This window comes from Myroides sp. DF42-4-2 (assembly GCF_030326445.1).
Classification (GTDB): Bacteria; Bacteroidota; Bacteroidia; order Flavobacteriales; family Flavobacteriaceae; genus Flavobacterium.
This window is the reverse complement of the sequence record NZ_JACAKI010000001.1, coordinates 283,710-303,162: the sequence shown is the minus strand read 5'-3', so window position 1 is coordinate 303,162 and position 19,453 is coordinate 283,710. Positions and strand designations below refer to the sequence as shown.

The following is a 19,453-nucleotide window of genomic DNA, read 5'->3' as shown; positions in this document are numbered from 1 at the left end:
TGGGTCTATAGCATTTGGACTCGTTAATGGTGAAAAAGTCACTTTTTACGAACAATTCAATTGATAAATTTAAAGAAATATAACAAATATTAAAAGAGAAATGACAACTAATCACCTATATGTCTTGTCAATTTCACCAATCTTTCTCTACTTAACCAAATTTTAGAAAACCCGTTTTTTCACTCATCGTTTTAACCGTGGATCTAATGCGGAGTACTAAAGCGGTTAACTTCTGTGAATCACGAGGTTAAAGCATGATAATTATCACCCCTTGGACTGAATAAAAGCATTATTTTTCGCCTTTACAACTAAACCAAAACCAAATGAAAGTAACACCTTTGCATTCCTTTCACATTCCTGTGATGGGACTCGCTTATACTATTGACAGTCCTATACGTGTGGCACAATATGGATTAGCTTCCACCTTATCTGTTATGGACGATGAGCTAATTGAACGCATGAATAAATTCTACTGTGAGAAATTCGAATTACCTTACCAAGAGATTACGAAAAAGATTGAAGATTTCAGAGCCAAGCGCATTACCGCCTACCTCAACACCTTGGATACCATTGTAAAAACAAAATTCGAATCCCTAAAACAAGACTTGCTAAAAAGCAAGCAAAGCGTAGAAGACTATATCGAAATGTTGCCTACGGTATCAGATATTCGCAAGCAATTACAGACCTATTTAGACGATAAAATTTCGGTAGAAAACTTCAAGCACATCCTCGATACATACCTAATACCCGGAGATATTGACGTCAACATTATGACTAAAGTAGATCGAGAACAGTTTGACAAAAAAGAACCCTTGCCGGCCATCTTTAATGATGCACATGCTGCCTTACGCGGATTTCACAACAGCACCTTGCAATCATCTGTGGTTTTATCTGCGGGGATGAACCCCAAGCTCTTTAGCTATTTTGAAGAATTTGATGCTTTCTATCCCCAACCCGATCAACCTTTAGCGAAAAAAATCATTTTAAAAGTCAGTGACTATAGATCCGCTTTAATACAAGGGAGTTTTTTAGCTAAAAAAGGGCTTTGGGTTTCGGAATACCGCATTGAATCAGGATTAAACTGTGGTGGACATGCCTTTGCTACGGATGGTTATTTATTGGGGGTAATCTTAGAAGAATTTAAAGACAAACGCGAGGAGCTAATAGCAACGACCCATGAATTAATGGTTAAAGCACTCACACAAAAAGGTAAATACGTTCCAGAACAACCCCTACCACTAAAAGTAACAGCACAAGGCGGTGTAGGAACGGCAGCTGAACATCAATTTTTATTGGATCACTATCAGGTTGATTCTGTGGGATGGGGATCGCCTTTCTTGCTTGTACCTGAGGCAACATCGGTTGATACTGCAACGCGAGAACTCTTAGCTAATGCCAAGGAAGAAGACTTATACTTGAGTCATATTTCCCCTTTGGGCATTCCCTTCAACAACATCAAAGGAAGCACGAATGAGGAGTACAAAGCGGCTCGCATTGCCAAGAACAAAGCTGGTAGTTCATGTCCTCGCAAGTATTTAGCATTAAACAAAATGCACGATAACGAGGGAATATGTACCGCTTCACGCAAGTATCAAACTATTGAAATCGCTGCTTTAGCCCAAAGAAAAAAGGAGATGAGCGCAGAAGAATACCAGCAGCAATTTCACGCCATAACCGAGAAAGCGTGTTTGTGTATTGGTTTGGCTAATGCCTCTTTTATCGAAAACAACCTACAAATAAAAGGAGAAGCCCAAGGCGTTGTAATCTGTCCAGGACCAAACATAGCCTATTTTACCAAAGAAGTTTCACTCAAACAGATGGTACAGCACATTTATGGTCGAGACAATGTGATCGATGCTACGCATCGTCCTCATTTTTTCATCAAGGAACTTCGTATGTATTTGGATCACTTTAAAGAAGAAAAACGTCAAATCAAAGGAGATGCCACGGCAATACAGCTCAAAAAATTAGATAAGACAAAGGCTAATTTGATCACAGGTATCGATTACTACAGCGCTTTATTCGAAAGAGATCAAACGTATTTCACAGCAACTAAAGAAGCTATTCTCAATGAATTAGCTCACATCAAAATAGCATTGTTACATGCATAGCCCCTCTAATTAGTTTTTATGTAGTCAGGTTCTCCAAAAAGAGAACCTGACTTTTTTTAACTGTTTTGTCGAGATAATGCATTAGCTCAAGTGCTTTTTCAGTTTTTACGTATAGAATTAAAACACAAACCTATAATTGCTTATACAAATCAAACACCTCTGATTCTCTCGGAATATTTTTTGGCTATTTTTAAAAGAAAAATGCAGTTAAATCCTACCCTTTTGACCTTTTCTATTTACCTGATATTAATTTTCGGCATCGGGTTTATTGCTTATGTAAAGACAAAAAATTTCTCAGATTACATTTTAGGCGGTAGGCGTTTGGGTGCCGTTGTAACAGCTTTGTCCGCTGGTGCCTCAGATATGTCGGGTTGGTTGTTAATGGGATTGCCGGGCAGTATTTTCGCCTTGGGATTATCCCAGAGTTGGATTGCGATCGGCTTGTTAGTTGGTGCTTACTTGAATTGGAAACTCGTAGCAGATCGATTGCGCACACATACAGAGCTAAGTAACAATGCCTTGACCTTACCTGATTTTTTCCTGCATCGATTTGGAAAAGACGGCAGAGGAGTTAAAACGATTGCTGCGCTTGCCATACTCGTTTTCTTTACTTTGTATTGTGCCTCTGGCATGGTTGCTGGTGCACAACTATTTGCAGTTATTTTTGAGCTCCCGTATAATCAAGCTTTAATACTGAGCGCTTTAGCCACAATTATCTATACGTTTATAGGTGGTTTTTTAGCCATTAGTTGGTGTGATACTTTACAAGCGACGTTGATGTTATTTGCCTTGCTCCTCACGCCCATTATGCTTGTTGTACACTTAGGGTCTTGGGACCTTGCCCTAGTCCAAATCCAAGTTGCGAGTACGCTCAACCACATCTCCTATTCCAACCTCATTCACGATATCAGTTTTGTATCGATTATCAGTGCACTAGCCTGGGGATTGGGCTACTTTGGTCAACCGCATATTTTGGCTCGTTTTATGGCTGCTGAAAGCGTAAAAACCATGAAAAAAGCACGTCGTATTGGTATGACGTGGATGTTTCTTTGTTTAGGAGGTGCCGTTGTTATTGGATATTTAGGCATTGGGTATTTTCAATTGCATCCAGAGCAAGCGGCTAGCGTACAGAAAAACAGCGAGCTCATCTTTATCGCTTTACTACACAATCTATTTAATCCTTGGATTATTGGCCTGTTGCTATCTGCTATATTAGCGGCAGTTATGAGTACGTTGAGCGCCCAACTATTAATGGCTTCTAGCACGCTAACACAAGATTTTTATCACTCTTTTTTTAGACGGGATGCCCGGCAGTCAGAACTCGTTTGGGTTAGTCGCTTAGCTGTATTGCTTATTTCACTAATTGCTATGGGGATTGCCTCAGAAGAAAACAACAGCATACTAGCTTTGGTTGCACATGCATGGGCAGGTTTTGGTGCGGCTTTTGGTCCGCTCATTCTCTTTGCTTTATTTTGGAAGAAAACAACAGGTAAAGGGGCGTTGACGGGCATCCTCATTGGTGGGTTAACCGTTATTTTTTGGCCAATCTTTCAAGAAAAAGTTTTACACGGTGTAATTTTTGGCTACCATGAACCCCTATACGAGATGATTCCTGGGTTTATCTTGAGTGCCTTGAGCATTTATCTCGTTTCTACCTATGGACCACCAGCTTCAAGGGTGGTACAAGTAAAATTTGACACAGCTAATGCGATCTATCGCAATGAAAGATAGTAGTTTCGCCTTTTCTTGTTTACTCTGTAGGTAAACAAGAAAAGACAACTTGACACGCAGGAGAAAGTAGATTAATCCTTGGCAATTGCAATTTTGACCTTTTTATTTTTCAATCTTGTGTCCCTCAGCTTTTGCAACAAAGGCTTAACCTTCGCTGTTTGAACGGCGACAAAAGCCTGGGTATCGCGTACATCAATTAGTCCGATATCCTCCTTCTGAAGACCTCCTGTTTTAATTAAATAACCAACGATATCTACTTTATTGACTTTGTCCTTTTTTCCAGCACTGATATAAATCGTTTTAAAATCTGTAGTATTGTCAATGGTATAAGTTCCTTTGAGTTGTTCGATGGGCATTTCAGGATCAATAAAGCTATACTGTTCCTCATCAGTGACCATGATATAGACTTTTCCTTTCGCCTTCATACGCGCCGTTCGTCCATTGCGGTGAATAAAGGCAGCTTCTTTTTCTGGAATCTGGTAGTGAATCACATGCCCAATTTCAGGGATATCCAATCCTCTAGCGGCTAAATCCGTTGAGATTAGAATATGACAACTTCTATTGCGAAACTTCATCAATGCGCGCTCTCGGTCCTCTTGTAACAATCCTCCGTGAAAAGCGCCATTAGCAACTCCTTTTTTTGTCAATGTTTCACTGATTCGCGCTACTGCATCTCGATGGTTACAGAAAACTAAAATCGTATCCTTGCCAATTTTTCCAATCAATTGAATAACAGCCTCTAATTTCTCCTCCGCAGGACAAACCACTTTGCTAAATGTCAATTGGGGTTGGATGGCTTCCGATTTCAAAAACTTTAAGATAGTGGGATTTTCAATACCGGTAAATTCGGGAATTTTCTTCAATGCCGTAGCAGAAGTCAGCAAGCGAAACTCAAGTCGATCGAAAGATTGGATGATGTAATCCATATCATCTTGAAACCCCATTTCTAATGCTTTGTCGAATTCATCAATCACATAGCTGTGTACATTTGCTGTATCAAAGGAATTCTCTTCAATATGAAAAGCCACACGCCCTGGCGTTCCTACGAGAACAGCTGGTGGAGACGAAAGATTATTTAATTCAGTACGCGTGGAATGTCCACCATAACATGCATTGATTTTAAAAGCAGTCCCCATCTTCTTAAACACCGCTTCAATCTGTAAAGCCAACTCACGTGTAGGTACAAGAATAACGGCTTGTACACCTTTTACTGCAGGATTTAATCGTTGAACGATAGGCAACAGAAAAGCCAATGTTTTACCCGATCCTGTAGGGGATAATAAAACCATACTGTTTTTCGCCTGCGCGGTTTGAAGGGTTTGAAGCTGCATCTCATTGAGTGCTGCAATCTCCAATTTTTTAAGGATATCTGCTTGATTCATGCGAAAAAGGTAGTTTTTTTAGTGATGGGTTATATGTGATGCGTTAGGAATGAAACTTGTACACTATTAACCATAAATTGTAGATCGTTAACTAGTATAAAAAAAGCCTCTTCGTTTGAAGAGGCTTTAGTGCGGGTGATAGGACTCGAACCTACACACCTTGCGGCACCAGATCCTAAGTCTGGCGTGTCTACCAATTTCACCACACCCGCAGGTGGCTTAGAACCGCTGTACACTTGTGTACTGTTGTTCTTTTAAGACGTTGCAAATATACAACCTGTTTTTTAATCTGCAAGAAAAAAATAATTTTTTTTTATTCTTATGTTTGTAAGGAATAATATAACTGTATCTATACATACTATGAAAGATTCAAAACAATTTGTTCAAGAAAACAAGCAACGTCTTATAGATGAGTTAATTGAACTACTTAAAAAGCCTTCTATCAGTGCGGATAGTGCGTACTCACAGGACGTAATTAACACGGCTGAGGCGGTAAAAGAAAATTTAATAAAAGCAGGTTGCGACAATGTAGAATTGTGCGAAACTCCAGGATATCCTATTGTATATGGAGAAAAAATCATCGATCCTGCGCTACCAACGGTATTGGTTTACGGACATTACGATGTACAACCAGCAGATCCAATCGAACTTTGGACTTCTCCCCCGTTTGAACCAGTGATTAAAACTACACCGATTCACCCTGAAGGAGCAATCTTTGCTCGTGGAGCATGTGACGACAAAGGTCAAATGTTCATGCATGTGAAAGCGGTTGAATATATGATTGCAACAAATACCTTACCATGTAACGTGAAATTCATGATTGAAGGAGAGGAAGAAGTTGGATCTGTGAGTTTAGGATGGTTTGTCAAAAGAAACCACGACAAATTGAAAAACGATGTTATTTTAATTTCTGACACGGGCATGATTTCTAATCAACAGCCTTCGATCACGACGGGATTGAGAGGATTGAGCTATGTTGAAGTTGAAGTGACTGGACCAAACAGAGATTTACACTCTGGATTATACGGTGGAGCGGTTGCCAACCCTATCAACGTATTAACGAAGATGATTGCTTCCTTACACGATGAAAACAATCATATCACGGTTCCAGGATTCTACGACAAAGTAGAAGAGCTTTCACGTGAGGAGCGAGATGAAATGGCAAAACGTCCTTTCTCTTTAGACGAGTACAAAAAAGCATTGGATATTGACGAGGTATACGGAGAAGCTGGGTACACAACTAACGAGCGCAACTCAATTCGTCCTACCTTAGACGTCAATGGAATTTGGGGAGGTTATACTGGTGAAGGAGCTAAGACTGTTATCGCTAGTAAAGCATTCGCAAAAATATCTATGCGTTTAGTACCAAACCAAGATTGGGAAGAAATAACGGAACTATTCAAAAAACACTTTGAAAGCATTGCGCCTGCAGGTGTAAAAGTAGAAGTAAAACCTCATCATGGTGGTCAAGGTTATGTAACGCCTATCGATTCAATTGGCTATCAAGCGGCTGCGAAAGCGTATGAAGATACGTTTGGTGTTACACCAATTCCAGTACGCTCAGGAGGAAGTATTCCTATTGTGGCTTTATTTGAGGAGGAATTAGGTTCTAAATCAATTATGATGGGATTCGGATTGGATTCAGATGCGATCCACTCACCAAATGAACACTTTGGTATTTTTAACTACTTAAAGGGAATTGAAACCATTCCATTGTTCTACAAATACTACATGGAATTAAGTAAATAATAGCAACATAAAAAAGCGAGAACCTGAGGTTACTCGCTTTTTTTATGTTTGTTTTTTTCTTCGATCCACAGTGCCATATATTTTGTGCTTTGTGCACTGTGATATTTGAATACTTCATGTAAAAAATGGCTTTTTCTATACGCATCTATTGTGGTATCAATGCCAATCAATTTAGATTTAAACGCCTGAATACAAGCTGTTTTATTATATTTCTTTCGAATTAATTCAATTCCTTTTAGTTGTTTTTCCTGCCAAACTGCTTCTGTTTGATACAGTTCGATTGCTTTTTCAACCAGTTGATCTACCTCTTCAGCAACAAAGCCTGGCCATTCTTCTACTTCTGCCATGGCTTCAATACCCACTGGCGTAGTAACATTGGGTGTTCCCACGCGCATGCCGTCGATAAACTTTCCTTTTATTCCTGCTCCAAAGGCGATAGGTGCTAATAGTACTCTAGCTTGTCCTATGACCGCTAAAGCATCTGCTGCTCTGCCATGTACCCAAAAGTTTTCCGTTGGTTTGTGTAATTGCATCACTTTAGCTGAGGGATACGCCCCGTATATATGCAGTTTTACTTGGGGGAGTTGTTTTCGAATCAGCGGCCAAATCTCGGTTTTTAAACGCAGAACCGTATCCCAATTGGGCTCGTGAATGAAGTTTCCAATAAAGACAAATCCCTCTCTTTGATCAAAAGTCAACCAGTTGTTTTGCTCTTCTTGTGAAATCTCGGGCTCTAAGAATGGAAGGACCCAAAGTACTTCTGCTGGCAAGTGAAAATGCTCTACCAACAAATTGTATTCAACCGGAGAAATCAACAAGGTTAAATCACAGCGCATGATACTGGCTAACTCGCGTTTGGTGCGATCACTATACCAATAGTCCGCTATTGTACCCCCTCCTTTTTTAACTAACTCTTGACGCGCATAACGCAAAAAGTGTAAATCCTCCGTATCGAGAATCGTTCGTGCATCAGGGCATTGGGCAGTGATACGCCAACCAAACTGTTCTTCGATCATAAACCGGTCGTACATTACCCAATCAGGTTGTATATCAGCTAAAATCTGATCCGTGCGTTCATCATTGAGGTAAATTGCAACTTCCTTTACCCCAAAAGGAGATAAGTCATCGCTATAAGGCGTTTGCTGTGCGGTAGATCCGAAATAAATCTCCATCTCCCACGATTGAAAAACAGCTAATAATTGCAACATGCGCTTGCCTGCTGCAGATGAACGTGATTCAGGCCATACCTGACCAATCACTACTATCTTTTTTCCTTTTAACGAATGCTCCATCTTACAAAAGTACAGCTTCTAAAGCAGTATCACTCCTTAATTTTTAATCTCTATTATATTTAGTATTTTTGCTGAAAACGAAAAGGAATTATGTTAGGACTAAAACTTTTAACCGATCCAAGATGGGCCAATATTGCGGAATCAAATCTTGAGGAAATCTTGACTGATCACTGTTGGTGCGAACAAAAAGCAGCAACTAACGCCATTACACTAATCACATACAACTCGGAATACGAGGACCTTGTAACCGAATTAACGGATATTGCCATTGAAGAAATGGAGCATTTCAAAATGGTTCACGAAATCATTAAGGAAAGAGGATACACCTTAGGACGTGAACGCAAGGATGATTATGTTAATCAACTCGTTAAGTTTTGCAAAAAAGATGGAAGCCGAAACGATGCTTTTATTGACCGTTTATTATTCGCTGCCATGATTGAAGCTAGAAGTTGTGAGCGTTTTCGCGTTTTATCTCAAAATATAAAAGATGAAGAACTCGCTAAGTTCTACTATGATTTAATGGTTTCTGAAGCCAATCACTATACGACATTCTTAAAATTTGCACGCAAATACAGCGAACGTGTTGACGTAGATAAGCGCTGGAAAGAATGGCTTGAATTTGAAGGTAACTTAATTCAGAGCTATGGTACAAAGGAACATATCCACGGATAAACTATAATATGCGAGTCTTTACTCGCATTTTTTATTCCAACTTTTGAACGCATTTCAATAATTTTCGGGCCATACTCTGATAGGCCGGAGTTTTTGCTGTATAGTTAACTTCGATTAATTCAGCAATCAATTTGGCTTGGGTGGGAAATTTCTTACACAACAACAAAATGATGCACATCGCATTAGCTTCTGTTGCTACTTTGGTCTCTGTAGTTAACCAAACTAAACTCTGATTCAACAACTGTTCTTCTTGTTGATCTGTCAATAAATGCCCTCGCTTTTCCAACAATAGAACTGCCATTTTACTTGTCAAGCGCTTGACACTCTCATCTGTTACACGCGGTAAATTTTCAATAAAAAAGACAATATAATCATCTAATAAGTGAGGATTCACTTGAACCAAATCGTCTAAAACAATACTCGCTAATACATTTACTTTACTCGTGGGATCAAACGTAAATTCGACTAAAGTTGACAGTACATTCGGTTGTTTTTCGATGTCTTCTCGTATTTTTTTTCTGCTTGCTAAGCTTGTATTTCCTTTGGATAAAATCTTATAAATCATAGCATAAATCGCTTATACTGCTCAATATAAAAGCATTGTATTGGTAAATATACTCCGTTTTTTTTCTATTTATTAAAAATAATAATTGTTTTTTCCATTTCTTATTCTATATTTGTAGAACAAGATCTACACAGATAGATACCTACGCATTTAACCTATTATTCTTACTTTGTTTGCAAAACAAAGTAAGGTCAGAGGAAAAGAGCGAATAGCAGGCATGCATTTAACAAGAACCACGCCTAACAAAAAACGAGAACAATGATAAAATTACCGCAAACAGAAGAACAGTTAATGGAATACATTTGGGATTTAAAGCAGGCTTTTTCCAAGGACTTATTGGAGAAATATCCTAATCCTAAACCAGCACAGACCACTTTGGCTACCTTGTTAAAACGGTTAACAGAGAAAGAGTTTATTACCTATGAAACATTTGGTAATTCAAGAGCCTATACTCCCTTAGTTAAAAAGGAAGATTACTTTGAAACCCACTTAAATACTTTAGTAGAGCAACACTTTAATAACTCTGCTTTTTCTTTTGCTTCATTTTTTACCCAAAAAAGCAAGATGAGTAAAAAGGAATTGGAAGCACTCAAAAAAATTGTAGAAGATCAACTAAAAGATTAATCACATGCTATTATACCTCATCCAAACCACAGTTTTATTGTTTATGACACTTGGGATATACAAGCTTTTTCTAGAGCAGACCAAGATACATGAATTTAAACGCTATTATCTTCTTGCGGCCTTGGTACTTGCGCTGATCTTGCCTTTGGTAAAAATTCCATCTACTAGTCCATTAACTATAGCCAATAGCAAGTTACAGGAACTAAATGAAATAATTATTTCGCCTACAACTTCATCCACAGCGGATGCCGTTTATTCATACATCACTCCATCCACTGTTTTACTTCTACTCTATAGCCTTGGAGTTCTCATCATGTTGATTCGCTTTTTTAAGTCAATACAGCAGTACAAAAAACTAGAACAACGAGGAAGTCTTGTTTACGACCGCGGACAGCGATTTGTTTTGGTAGACCATATCGATACAGCTTTTACCTTTCGAGATACCATTTACCTTCCGCTTTACATTCCCATTGATTGGACCAACAAAATTATCTTACATGAATACAACCATGTAAAGCAACATCATTCCCGCGATATTTTATTCATTGAGATATTAAAAATAGTCTTTTGGTTTCAGCCATTATTATATTGGTATCAACAGCATATTGCCTTAAATCACGAGTTTTTGGCAGATGATACCCTAAATACTTCTAAAGAAGAAACCCAAGCCTATTTACAATTACTATTAACCCAAACCTATCAAAACAATGAACAACCTATGAGTAGTTCATTCAACTTTAACTTAACTAAAAAACGGTTCATTATGCTAACAAAAGTAAACAAACCTCTGCACAATACCCTAGCGGTATTGGGTACATTCGCCTTCATTTGTATTCTAGGCGCAACGACAGTATTTGCACAAGAGCGCAAAAAGGAAAACACAGAAACAACCCGTGTTGGAAAAGAAAATCAATCATCAAATTCTGACGAAGTATATATTGCAGTGACCAAACCAGCGACTTATCCTGGTGGTATGGAAGAGTTTAATAAAGATTTTATTGCAAACTTTAAACTACCTGAAACAGAGCTAACAACAGCGCGAGTGATTCTGATGTTCGTCGTTGAAAAAGACGGAAGCTTAAACGAAGTTAAAATCGTGAAAGATCCAGGTTATGGTATTGGAGAGGCGGCCATAGAAGCTTTGTCAAAAACAAAAAAATGGATTCCTGCACAATATCATGAAAAAGTGGTTCGCAGTCAATTTACCTTACCTATTACGCTAGCTTATCCCCCAACAGAAAAGGAAAACAGTTAACCACCAAAACTAAAGAAATATGAGAAAGATTTATTCTTCGCTTTTTATTTTACTATTTCTACTAGTGAGTGGTCAAACAAAGGTAGTGGCGCAACAAGCTTCGTCAGTATTCCAAGAGTACAACCAGTTTTTAGACGTAAAGTTCTATGATTCCTCACCATATGTAGTGATCAAAGAGGTTGATTTAGCACTACCTGGAGCGACTGCTGTCAACAGACAACCGAGCTTTTGGGATTTTTTGATTATCAATCACTCTGCTCGTTTGGACTATGATGCTTTAGCTCAGATCAACGATAGCATTGTAGTGAGCCAAAAAGTAATTCAGCACCTGGAATCAGATGCTACTTTTGCTACTTTAGTACAGAACTACCGCGCCAAGGTAGTTGATCATACGCAAGCCAAAGACACGGTTCATATGGATAAAATACTCAACGTAGCAGTTAAGTTCTTTAACCTTACTGGAGTCACAGCTGAAGGAGCTTATAGTGCAAGAGTTTGTGTAGGGATCAACCCTTTAAAAAATACAGAGAGAACGCGTTCACCCTATTTAGAAGCTTTTGCTTTTGATGCTATTATCAACAACTTACGCAGTGAATCCTATCCCTTTTACGACTATTATATTAAAGCGATACAAAAGATTTACAAGTTAAACTTAGGAACGAATGACCAAGATCAATTGCTTCGTGCCCAAGGAGCATTATTTATCCAGATGTTGGATTCAACCGATCTACAGCAACTACTAAAAGATGAATACGAACGCAAGAAAGATATTTTGCCTTTCGTTTTAAGATCGAGCTAAAAAAAAGACAAAAGAGCGAGTATTCGCTCTTTTGTCTTTTTTTATTCTAGGAGTAACATCTTTTCAAGTAGGAAATTATAGTTAACCCAAGCTTTCTTTTACCTTTTTGGTCAAACTAGCATAAACTAATTCATAGGAATGATCGATCAATTGCTGTAACAAATTCCATTGAACTGATCCACCGAGATGTACGCTATTCCAATGCTTTTTGCTCATGTGATACCCTGGAACAATTTCACTGTAATCTGCGCGTAGTTCTTCTGCCTTTTCTGGATCACACTTTAAATTGACGAAGCAATTGCCTTGCTCCCATTTCGTCAAATTGAGTAGCAGATAAATTTTTCCTCCTACTTTAAACGTCAGGGTTTCCTCGTCAAAGGGAAAATCCTCTGTGGTGCCTAATTTGTTTAGGCAGTAATCGTAAATAATATGTACATCCATGAGATAGCCATTAAAGTATTTGATATAGAATAGGTTTACTAGGCGAAGCATCATTGACAAAAGAGGCGATCTGCATATTCAGGAGATAAAAACCATCGTGTACCCAGTCTGGCACATAGATCATCTCGGTTATTGTCGCATCGAATTGTGCGTCTTCATTGACATTATTGATGTCTTTCACATTCCAAAACGCTTTGTGCGCCAGTAGCTTGCCTTCGTCTTTTTCTTTGTCCACACTAGGCAAGTCGATCAACAAATGTTTGATGCCTTGTTCGCGTAAAAACAAGGCCGCGGCAGCATCCAAATAAGGTGGATTAGTATGGGAATACTTGCTGTGCTTCTTCGCTGTTGCATTGGGTAAGGTGCGGATGATTACGGCTGTTTGCTGTTGGTTAATCCACATAGCACGCAGCTGTTCTACCGTTATGATTGCATCACCATTGGCTTGTCTTTGAGGTTCAATCGTAAGAACTTGAGCGTAAAAAACAAACGTCTTCAACGTATCATTAATACTGTAAAATTCGCGGGTAATATGTCCTAAACACTCTGTATGAGTCCCGTGTCCATGAGGGTTAAACGCAATGGTATTAAAATTGGTAGACGATTGTCCTTCACTGACTTTGCCGACCCAATCTCCCATTCGAACTGGTTCAATCGACGGCTTATCTAAATACCACGCAATGGGATTATCATCCGTATTCGTGAGTGGAATAGAGAGATCAATCGGTTGTGAAAAATCCACCGTATAGTTTTGATCATGAATAGATAGGGTTGCTTTCAAGGTTTTATTTCAAATCTAACCAAAATAAATCAGATGCAATACCATCGCTTAAAAATTTTCCTTTGTCAGTGATCGTTAAGATTCCCTCTTGTTGTTTCATCAATCCATCTGCAATAAAAGAAGCTGATTCAGCTAGCACATAGTTGTGATAATCCGATCCAAATTCGCGTAAAATGCGATCTAGGTCTACCCCCCAAATTGTGCGTAAGCCCGTCATAATGTATTCATTGTATCGATCTGAGAGAGAGAGTTCTTCAATTTCAGAAGGCAATTCTCCTGCTTCAATAGCTTTGATATACAAGGGATTATTAGCGATATTCCAGCTGCGGTACTTGCCGTCAAAACTATGGGCTGAAGGCCCGATACCCAAGTACTTTTTTCCCAACCAATAGGCGGAGTTATTTTTAGAGAAATAACCAGGTTTAGCAAAATTGGACAACTCATAATGAATATATCCCTCTTGTTTTAACTTGTCAATCAATAGCATAAAATGCGCATGAGCCACTTCTTCCTTAGGACTAGGCACAACTCCTTTTTGAATGAGTTTATTCAAAGCAGTACGTTCCTCTACCGTTAAAGCATAGCACGAAATATGTGGGATTCCCAAATCTAAAATACGCTGAATATTTGCTAACCAACGCGTGTTGGACAAATCGGGAATACCGTAAATCAAATCGATAGAAATATTGTCAAAATATTGCGTGGCTTCTTGTAAACATGCTACGGCTTCTTGTGCGTTATGGGCGCGATTCATCATTTTGAGTTCATCTTCTCCAAAAGATTGGATGCCAATACTCAGTCGATTGACTTTGGACTGAGCTAGGCGTTGTATTGTCAAGGGATCTAGATCATCGGGATTGGCTTCTAACGTAATCTCGGGTTGATCCACCACCACAAACAATTCATAGACCTTTTCGATCAATGCATTTATTTCTTCGACAGCAAGAATACTCGGCGTCCCTCCTCCGAAGTAAATGGTTTCAATGGTTTCGTTGTTTAGCTCTTCCTTACGCAAGACGAGTTCTGTTTTTAGCGCTTTTAGCATATCTTCCTTCTTCTTTAAAGAGGTCGAAAAATGAAAATCACAGTAATGACAGGCTTGCTTACAGAAGGGAATGTGAATATAGATACCTGCCATTATTTTTTTACTCGATCTTGATTTTGTTTAATAAAAGCATCCCAACCGCTATAGGATTTACCTACTACCGCTTTTCCTGAATTGAAGAAATGACAAACGGCGGCGGCTAATCCATCAGTACTGTCCAAGTTTTTGGGCAATTCTTTTAACCCCAACAATTGTTGTAGCATTTTTGCTACCTGCTCTTTACTTGCATTTCCATTACCTGTAATTGCCATTTTAATTTTCTTTGGCTCATATTCTGTAATGGGGATCCCGCGAGAAAGTCCAGCAGCCATTGCAACGCCTTGGGCGCGTCCCAATTTGAGCATCGACTGTACATTTTTTCCAAAAAAGGGAGCCTCAATGGCAATCTCATCTGGACAATGTGTTTCGATTAACTCTATAGTACGCTCAAAAATTCGACGTAATTTAGTATAGTGATCGTCGTACTTATTCAATTGCAATTCATTTAGTTGAATAAATTCCATTTGCTTATTTACAACGCGAATAAGTCCAAACCCCATAATAGTTGTTCCTGGATCAATACCTAATATAATTCTATCTATTGTCAAATTCTCTTTTTTTTCTTTTGTGCTCACCAACCCAAAAAATATGATTTACTTTGTGTTGATGAAAATTATATCCAACAAAACTAAGCAATTCCTTGTACTTCTACTTAAGATAATTGTCGTAAGTAGCGCTTTTTATTATATCTATAACAAACTGTCAAGTGACAATACGTTAGATTTGGCTTTGCTCAAAGAAGTTTTTGTTAATCCTCAGCATACTTGGGCTATACTTGCTTTACTTTTTTTAACTTTTTCCAATCGCTTTGTCGAAATCCTAAAGTGGCAAAATCTGGCTTCGTTGATTCACCCTATCAGTGTTGGACAAGCGACGAAACAGGTACTGAGTGCGTTGACACTAGGAATTTTCACTCCCAATGGTATTGGAGAATATGCAGGTAAGGCGCTTTACTTTCCCAAAAAAGATACTGGCAGAGTTATTTTTCTCAATATGCTATGTAACGGTGTACAAGTAATTTACGCGATTTTATTTGGTTTACTAGGCTTAACGATACTCAACTATACCCATCATTTTATCCCGCCCTACTACTTGTGGATTCTTTATGGCATTGCATTGGCTCTTCTTTTGCTGATCTTCTCCCTGCGTCATTTGAGCATCAAGGGATATTCCATTCAGACTGTTGTTCAGATGCTTCGAGAGATTCCGAAAGGGATACATCGAAAAAACCTTTTTCTCGCACTGTTGCGCTATGCTTCTTTTACCCATCAATACGTCATTTTATACTATCTCTTTGACGTTGATATCCCCTACTTTGATCTACTATGTGCAGTAGCTGCTATTTATCTATTAGCCTCTTCTTTGCCCAATTTTCAGTTTTTAGAATTTGCAGTAAAAGGCAGTATTGCCCTATTTATTTTTACAGCATTGGATGTCAACCAATGGGTTGTTGCTTTAGTTGCTACCTTGATTTGGTTGTTGAACATAGTTCTACCAATTTCCATAGGTAGTTTTTTCGTGCTGACGTTTAGCGTAAAAAAATAGATTGACTCATGTCGTATGGTAGGAATTTATTTGCGCAATAAGGTTTTAGCTTTGGCACAAATAGCAGAATCACAGACAAAATAGCTTCATCTGCTTATTGTTTGTGTAAGACCAAAGGCAATACGAATTGGCTGGTAACGGGAACACCTCTTTTCATTGCTGGAGAAAGGTTTTGAAAGATTTTACTCTTTTCTTGCAAGAGGCTATCTACGCTGTTCACCTGTTGTTTAAGGCTGTCATTCACTTGGTATAAAGCCAAAGAAACACGGGCATCGGGTTGTATAGTAACGAGTACGTTTAGGGTATCCATATGGGCAAAGGTACCGCGAAGGGTATCTAGGTGAAGGTTGGCCTCGAGCTCTTGAGTAACATAGGTAAAGAAACATTCTTTGCGGGTTTCTTCGTCAAAAATAGAATCACAACTTGCTACGCTGGGATAGAGGTCGACTTTGGTCCAATCAATTTTATTCAATTCTTCTTCAAGCAATTGTTGCTCATCGGGAAGTCGGGAGGACATCCACTGACAAGAAGTGAATAAAACGGGAAAAAAGAAAACTATCCAACTCGGTTTCATGAAACAATATTGTTGTAATTTTAGTTAATCAAAAATACAAAAAAAAAAGAGATGGACTATTTCTTATTAATCTTAGGTTTTTTACTATTAATTGGCGGAATAATTGGCAGTGTACTTCCTGCCTTACCAGGGCCACCGGTGAGTTGGTTGGGTATTTTGTGTTTGTCTTTTGTTGAGGGCATGGAAATCAGCAGTCTAGCCTTGTGGGGCAGTTTAGTGGTTACCGTTGTGATTTCCGTCTTGGATTACGTCATTCCCGCTCAGGGAACTAAGCGATTTGGCGGCAGTACCTATGGGGTATGGGGCACGAATATTGGCTTAGTTCTCGGCTTGATTACACCTATCCCTTTAGGCTTTATTATAGGTCCATTTCTAGGGGCTTTGATTGGCGAACTTCTCTATGACAGTCGAGATATTTCACGTGCCTTAAAAGCTGCTATTGGTTCGTTTATTGGTTTCTTAGCCTCCACCTTTTTAAAAGTGGTTTTTGGCCTTGTGTTGCTTGTATGGGGGATTGTGTTACTTGTTCAAAAGTTCTCCGCAGCCGTTTTACTTTGATCGGCCAATTAATGGTTTATTGACAAAAGTAAGTGCAATTCCCAATAAAATAATACATCCTCCTGCAATCATTTGTAGGGAAATACCCTCGTCTAAGAAATACCATGCCAACAAGGCGGCAACTAATGCTTGACTTAACAAGCTGAGTGACACGCGAGTTGCACGCATATTTTGCGTCGCATAACTAATAAGTAACCACGCCAATAGTTGACAGACAATCCCTTGTACAACTAAGGTCATCCATCCTTCTGTAGAAAAACCAGTAAAAGCTGATCCCATCACGAAGTTTAGAAGAGCAAGGAAAATCGTCGATACTAGAATGCTATACGACATAAAAGGAACCACTTCTACTTGCTCCAAGACTTTCTTACTCATCAAAATATACGTAGCATAAAGCAATCCAGATAGAATACTAAAGAGAAAGGGGATATCAAACGATAGATTGACAAATACCTCAACACCAACAAGCGTTACCATGCCGATTAAGGCGAGTACCGTTCCAATCCAAAAATTAACAGAAGGTTTGATCTGGAGGAAGAAGTAGCTACCTATTCCCACCCACACAGGAGCTAAATTACCCAATAGAGTTGCTTGTGTAGCGGTAGATCCTTGGATAGCGATATTCCACACACCAATATCCAATCCAAAGCACATCCCACACAAAACAATCAACGTCATTGTTTTGCGATCGTACACTTTGAGTTTTTTGGTCAATAAGGCATAGGGAACGATGAATAAAGCAGCAATTGCCATGCGATAAAAGGCAGAAATTAATCCCGGAACAAGAGCCATCTTGACCAACACCGGAAAAATAGAAATACACAAAATCCCAATAAATAAGGCTATTCTAGGCTTTGATCCCATCAGACTATACACTTTAAATTTGCGCTGCAAAATACGCCGATTTTTGGGTTAAATCCACGCTTTTATTCTTTCTTATTTCTTTTTTCTATTGTTCATTCCTCCTTCAAAGGCTTGATGCATCGTTTACCGCTTAAAGCATTAAAAATACAATCTTATCACGCTGCATATTTTTTAGAATCACTTGTTACTTTAGCTGTAAATCCCAAACAAAAAAGCCTTACAAGAAATCTTGTAAGGCTTTTTTAGTATTGAATAAGTATTCCTTAATTTAAAATAGGATTAACTGTTAATTGATCCATAGTAAAATACAGGGCCGTATTGGCATATCCCTGTGCATTTACATCTGTTGTTTCCAAGAAAAACAATAAGTATTTCACTTCACCTAATGAAGATAAATCTACTGTTTTCCAGCCCTTATCAATTGCTTGAACTCCATTTCTAAAATCGACCAAATAATGAGTTACTGGTTCTGCCGAGGTTAACTTCATATCCGCTCCTACTCCATATACTTTAAGTGCAAAAGAATCTCCTGCTTCAAATTTTGTCGCAAAATCATCTCCTTCCGCAATACCATAATAGCTCCATGGACTTAGGGCAATTGCAGTACTAACCGCTTGATATCTGTTTTCATTATCTAACGCAACCACTGCACTGAAATTCTCCACATCGATTTCTGCTCCTGGTTGTAATACGCTCGGATCAGGTTTATGATCGGCATAGGCTACTAAAAACGGTTTTCCCTTTCCTGCTACTCCACCTTGAGCCATAGATCCCCATTGGTTTTTAATCCATCCTCCTTCACTATCCGCATGGTTGGTGTTATCCGAACTATTTGATACTGTAAATCAGTACCATACATCCCAATCTGTCATAGCATTATGACTGAACGAGAAAATCGAAGAGGCTAATGGAGCATCCTCTGTAAAAGTTTCTTTCCAAATTTTCCCTCCTGTTGTTTCGATCCCTTCACTTAAATCAAAAGCAGAAAGATCTAAACGGATATGATCATAATTAGCAGATTTTGCAACATCTACATAATAGGTGTAAAACTCAATTTGGCTGCCTTTTTCTATTTTTATTGAAACTTGGTGCTCCCCTGGCGTAGTAAACGCATGGCGTAAGACAGCCTCATTAGATAGTCTGGTATTGGTTGTATGATCAAACCAAGAATAAGAGGCTCCTTCAATAGTAATTCCAGGATCGATTACAGTTTCTTCAAAGGTAACTGCCGTTAATCGACCTTTATCAACGTTAATATTATATACACTACTGTCGTCATTTGAGCAGCTTGTGAGTGTAATGGCTGAAAAGCTCAACCCTAAAACCAATAAGGTACTAATTCTAACTAATTGTTTTTTCATATTTA

Annotated in this window: 19 protein-coding genes, 1 tRNA gene and 1 pseudogene; 9 read left to right on the top strand and 12 right to left on the bottom strand. The window is 38.7% G+C overall.

The window, feature by feature from the left end:
• The first annotated feature begins 323 nt into the window (after positions 1-323).
• Positions 324-2,111, top strand: a complete 1,788-nt coding sequence (locus HX062_RS01365) for a hypothetical protein (RefSeq protein ID WP_286466060.1) — start codon at positions 324-326, stop codon at positions 2,109-2,111.
• 201 nt (positions 2,112-2,312) lie between these two features.
• On the top strand, positions 2,313-3,842 hold the full coding sequence (putP, locus tag HX062_RS01360; protein WP_286466057.1) for a sodium/proline symporter PutP: 1,530 nt from the start codon (positions 2,313-2,315) through the stop codon (positions 3,840-3,842).
• Between the two features lie 71 nt (positions 3,843-3,913).
• On the opposite strand, the gene HX062_RS01355 is transcribed toward putP, so the two are convergent.
• Together HX062_RS01355 and HX062_RS01350 are read right to left on the bottom strand one after the other, a co-directional pair.
• Positions 3,914-5,224 carry a DEAD/DEAH box helicase gene (locus HX062_RS01355; RefSeq protein ID WP_286466056.1) on the bottom strand — a complete coding sequence of 437 codons (1,311 nt, stop codon included), beginning with the start codon at positions 5,222-5,224 and terminating at the stop codon, positions 3,914-3,916.
• A 130-nt stretch (positions 5,225-5,354) separates the two neighbouring features.
• A tRNA-Leu gene (locus HX062_RS01350) sits at positions 5,355-5,436 on the bottom strand.
• 148 nt (positions 5,437-5,584) lie between these two features.
• On the opposite strand from HX062_RS01350, the gene HX062_RS01345 reads away from it, so the two are divergent.
• Entirely contained in the window at positions 5,585-6,973 is a 1,389-nt protein-coding gene (locus tag HX062_RS01345; protein ID WP_286466054.1) for a dipeptidase, read from the top strand.
• A gap of 29 nt (positions 6,974-7,002) precedes the next feature.
• Here the strand turns inward: HX062_RS01345 and HX062_RS01340 are convergent, their stop codons facing one another.
• Positions 7,003-8,265: a glycosyltransferase gene (locus HX062_RS01340; RefSeq protein WP_286466053.1), complete on the bottom strand. Its 1,263-nt coding sequence runs from the start codon at positions 8,263-8,265 to the stop codon at positions 7,003-7,005.
• A 90-nt stretch (positions 8,266-8,355) separates the two neighbouring features.
• On the opposite strand from HX062_RS01340, the gene HX062_RS01335 reads away from it, so the two are divergent.
• A complete protein-coding gene (locus HX062_RS01335) occupies positions 8,356-8,937 on the top strand; it encodes a MiaE family protein (protein WP_182625410.1) in 582 nt (193 codons plus the stop codon).
• Positions 8,938-8,968: 31 nt separating this feature from the next.
• Here HX062_RS01335 and HX062_RS01330 read toward each other — a convergent pair whose 3' ends face one another.
• Positions 8,969-9,502, bottom strand: coding sequence for a hypothetical protein (locus HX062_RS01330; protein WP_286466051.1), 534 nt, complete (start codon positions 9,500-9,502; stop codon positions 8,969-8,971).
• A gap of 258 nt (positions 9,503-9,760) precedes the next feature.
• On the opposite strand from HX062_RS01330, the gene HX062_RS01325 reads away from it, so the two are divergent.
• Genes HX062_RS01325 through HX062_RS01315 form a run of 3 tightly spaced genes read left to right on the top strand, consistent with a single transcriptional unit; the run spans position 9,761 to position 12,180 of the window.
• Positions 9,761-10,126 carry a BlaI/MecI/CopY family transcriptional regulator gene (locus tag HX062_RS01325; RefSeq protein ID WP_182625408.1) on the top strand — a complete coding sequence of 122 codons (366 nt, stop codon included), beginning with the start codon at positions 9,761-9,763 and terminating at the stop codon, positions 10,124-10,126.
• Between the two features lie 4 nt (positions 10,127-10,130).
• Positions 10,131-11,381: a M56 family metallopeptidase gene (locus HX062_RS01320; RefSeq protein WP_286466049.1), complete on the top strand. Its 1,251-nt coding sequence runs from the start codon at positions 10,131-10,133 to the stop codon at positions 11,379-11,381.
• A gap of 19 nt (positions 11,382-11,400) precedes the next feature.
• Complete coding sequence (locus HX062_RS01315; RefSeq protein ID WP_286466048.1) at positions 11,401-12,180, top strand: hypothetical protein; 780 nt, start codon at positions 11,401-11,403, stop codon at positions 12,178-12,180.
• 81 nt (positions 12,181-12,261) lie between these two features.
• Here HX062_RS01315 and HX062_RS01310 read toward each other — a convergent pair whose 3' ends face one another.
• From HX062_RS01310 to ruvC, 4 genes are read right to left on the bottom strand one after another with little or no spacing between them, the layout of a single operon-like run.
• Positions 12,262-12,621, bottom strand: coding sequence for an MmcQ/YjbR family DNA-binding protein (locus HX062_RS01310; protein WP_286466047.1), 360 nt, complete (start codon positions 12,619-12,621; stop codon positions 12,262-12,264).
• 10 nt (positions 12,622-12,631) lie between these two features.
• On the bottom strand, positions 12,632-13,402 hold the full coding sequence (locus HX062_RS01305; protein WP_286466046.1) for a cyclase family protein: 771 nt from the start codon (positions 13,400-13,402) through the stop codon (positions 12,632-12,634).
• Between the two features lie 4 nt (positions 13,403-13,406).
• Positions 13,407-14,540, bottom strand: coding sequence for a radical SAM family heme chaperone HemW (gene hemW, locus HX062_RS01300; protein WP_286466045.1), 1,134 nt, complete (start codon positions 14,538-14,540; stop codon positions 13,407-13,409).
• Positions 14,540-15,094 carry a crossover junction endodeoxyribonuclease RuvC gene (ruvC, locus tag HX062_RS01295; RefSeq protein WP_182625402.1) on the bottom strand — a complete coding sequence of 185 codons (555 nt, stop codon included), beginning with the start codon at positions 15,092-15,094 and terminating at the stop codon, positions 14,540-14,542. Before ruvC ends, hemW begins: the two co-directional genes overlap by 1 nt.
• A gap of 58 nt (positions 15,095-15,152) precedes the next feature.
• Here ruvC and HX062_RS01290 point away from each other — a divergent pair, with 58 nt between their 5' ends.
• A complete protein-coding gene (locus HX062_RS01290) occupies positions 15,153-16,091 on the top strand; it encodes a hypothetical protein (protein ID WP_182625401.1) in 939 nt (312 codons plus the stop codon).
• A gap of 94 nt (positions 16,092-16,185) precedes the next feature.
• On the opposite strand, the gene HX062_RS01285 is transcribed toward HX062_RS01290, so the two are convergent.
• On the bottom strand, positions 16,186-16,665 hold the full coding sequence (locus HX062_RS01285; RefSeq protein WP_182625400.1) for a hypothetical protein: 480 nt from the start codon (positions 16,663-16,665) through the stop codon (positions 16,186-16,188).
• A gap of 51 nt (positions 16,666-16,716) precedes the next feature.
• Between HX062_RS01285 and HX062_RS01280 the strand changes: the two genes are divergently transcribed.
• Positions 16,717-17,223, top strand: coding sequence for a DUF456 domain-containing protein (locus tag HX062_RS01280; protein ID WP_286466041.1), 507 nt, complete (start codon positions 16,717-16,719; stop codon positions 17,221-17,223).
• On the opposite strand, the gene HX062_RS01275 is transcribed toward HX062_RS01280, so the two are convergent.
• From HX062_RS01275 to HX062_RS01265, 3 genes and pseudogenes are all read right to left on the bottom strand, one after another.
• Entirely contained in the window at positions 17,215-18,087 is an 873-nt protein-coding gene (locus HX062_RS01275; protein ID WP_286466327.1) for a DMT family transporter, read from the bottom strand. The genes HX062_RS01280 and HX062_RS01275 overlap by 9 nt on opposite strands.
• A gap of 263 nt (positions 18,088-18,350) precedes the next feature.
• Positions 18,351-18,893: pseudogene (locus HX062_RS01270) on the bottom strand (DUF4465 domain-containing protein); the annotation flags it as partial.
• Positions 18,894-18,932: 39 nt separating this feature from the next.
• Complete coding sequence (locus HX062_RS01265) at positions 18,933-19,448, bottom strand: hypothetical protein (protein WP_286466039.1); 516 nt, start codon at positions 19,446-19,448, stop codon at positions 18,933-18,935.
• Positions 19,449-19,453 lie beyond the last annotated feature (5 nt).

Coding starts and splice junctions, on each gene's coding strand:
- HX062_RS01365 (WP_286466060.1), top strand. CDS start 324: ATGAAAGTAACACCTTTGCATTCCTTTCACATTCCTGTGATGGGACTC.
- putP (WP_286466057.1), top strand. CDS start 2,313: ATGCAGTTAAATCCTACCCTTTTGACCTTTTCTATTTACCTGATATTA.
- HX062_RS01355 (WP_286466056.1), bottom strand. CDS start 5,224: ATGAATCAAGCAGATATCCTTAAAAAATTGGAGATTGCAGCACTCAAT.
- HX062_RS01345 (WP_286466054.1), top strand. CDS start 5,585: ATGAAAGATTCAAAACAATTTGTTCAAGAAAACAAGCAACGTCTTATA.
- HX062_RS01340 (WP_286466053.1), bottom strand. CDS start 8,265: ATGGAGCATTCGTTAAAAGGAAAAAAGATAGTAGTGATTGGTCAGGTA.
- HX062_RS01335 (WP_182625410.1), top strand. CDS start 8,356: ATGTTAGGACTAAAACTTTTAACCGATCCAAGATGGGCCAATATTGCG.
- HX062_RS01330 (WP_286466051.1), bottom strand. CDS start 9,502: ATGATTTATAAGATTTTATCCAAAGGAAATACAAGCTTAGCAAGCAGA.
- HX062_RS01325 (WP_182625408.1), top strand. CDS start 9,761: ATGATAAAATTACCGCAAACAGAAGAACAGTTAATGGAATACATTTGG.
- HX062_RS01320 (WP_286466049.1), top strand. CDS start 10,131: ATGCTATTATACCTCATCCAAACCACAGTTTTATTGTTTATGACACTT.
- HX062_RS01315 (WP_286466048.1), top strand. CDS start 11,401: ATGAGAAAGATTTATTCTTCGCTTTTTATTTTACTATTTCTACTAGTG.
- HX062_RS01310 (WP_286466047.1), bottom strand. CDS start 12,621: ATGGATGTACATATTATTTACGATTACTGCCTAAACAAATTAGGCACC.
- hemW (WP_286466045.1), bottom strand. CDS start 14,540: ATGGCAGGTATCTATATTCACATTCCCTTCTGTAAGCAAGCCTGTCAT.
- HX062_RS01290 (WP_182625401.1), top strand. CDS start 15,153: ATGAAAATTATATCCAACAAAACTAAGCAATTCCTTGTACTTCTACTT.
- HX062_RS01285 (WP_182625400.1), bottom strand. CDS start 16,665: ATGAAACCGAGTTGGATAGTTTTCTTTTTTCCCGTTTTATTCACTTCT.
- HX062_RS01280 (WP_286466041.1), top strand. CDS start 16,717: ATGGACTATTTCTTATTAATCTTAGGTTTTTTACTATTAATTGGCGGA.
- HX062_RS01275 (WP_286466327.1), bottom strand. CDS start 18,087: ATGGGATCAAAGCCTAGAATAGCCTTATTTATTGGGATTTTGTGTATT.
- HX062_RS01265 (WP_286466039.1), bottom strand. CDS start 19,448: ATGAAAAAACAATTAGTTAGAATTAGTACCTTATTGGTTTTAGGGTTG.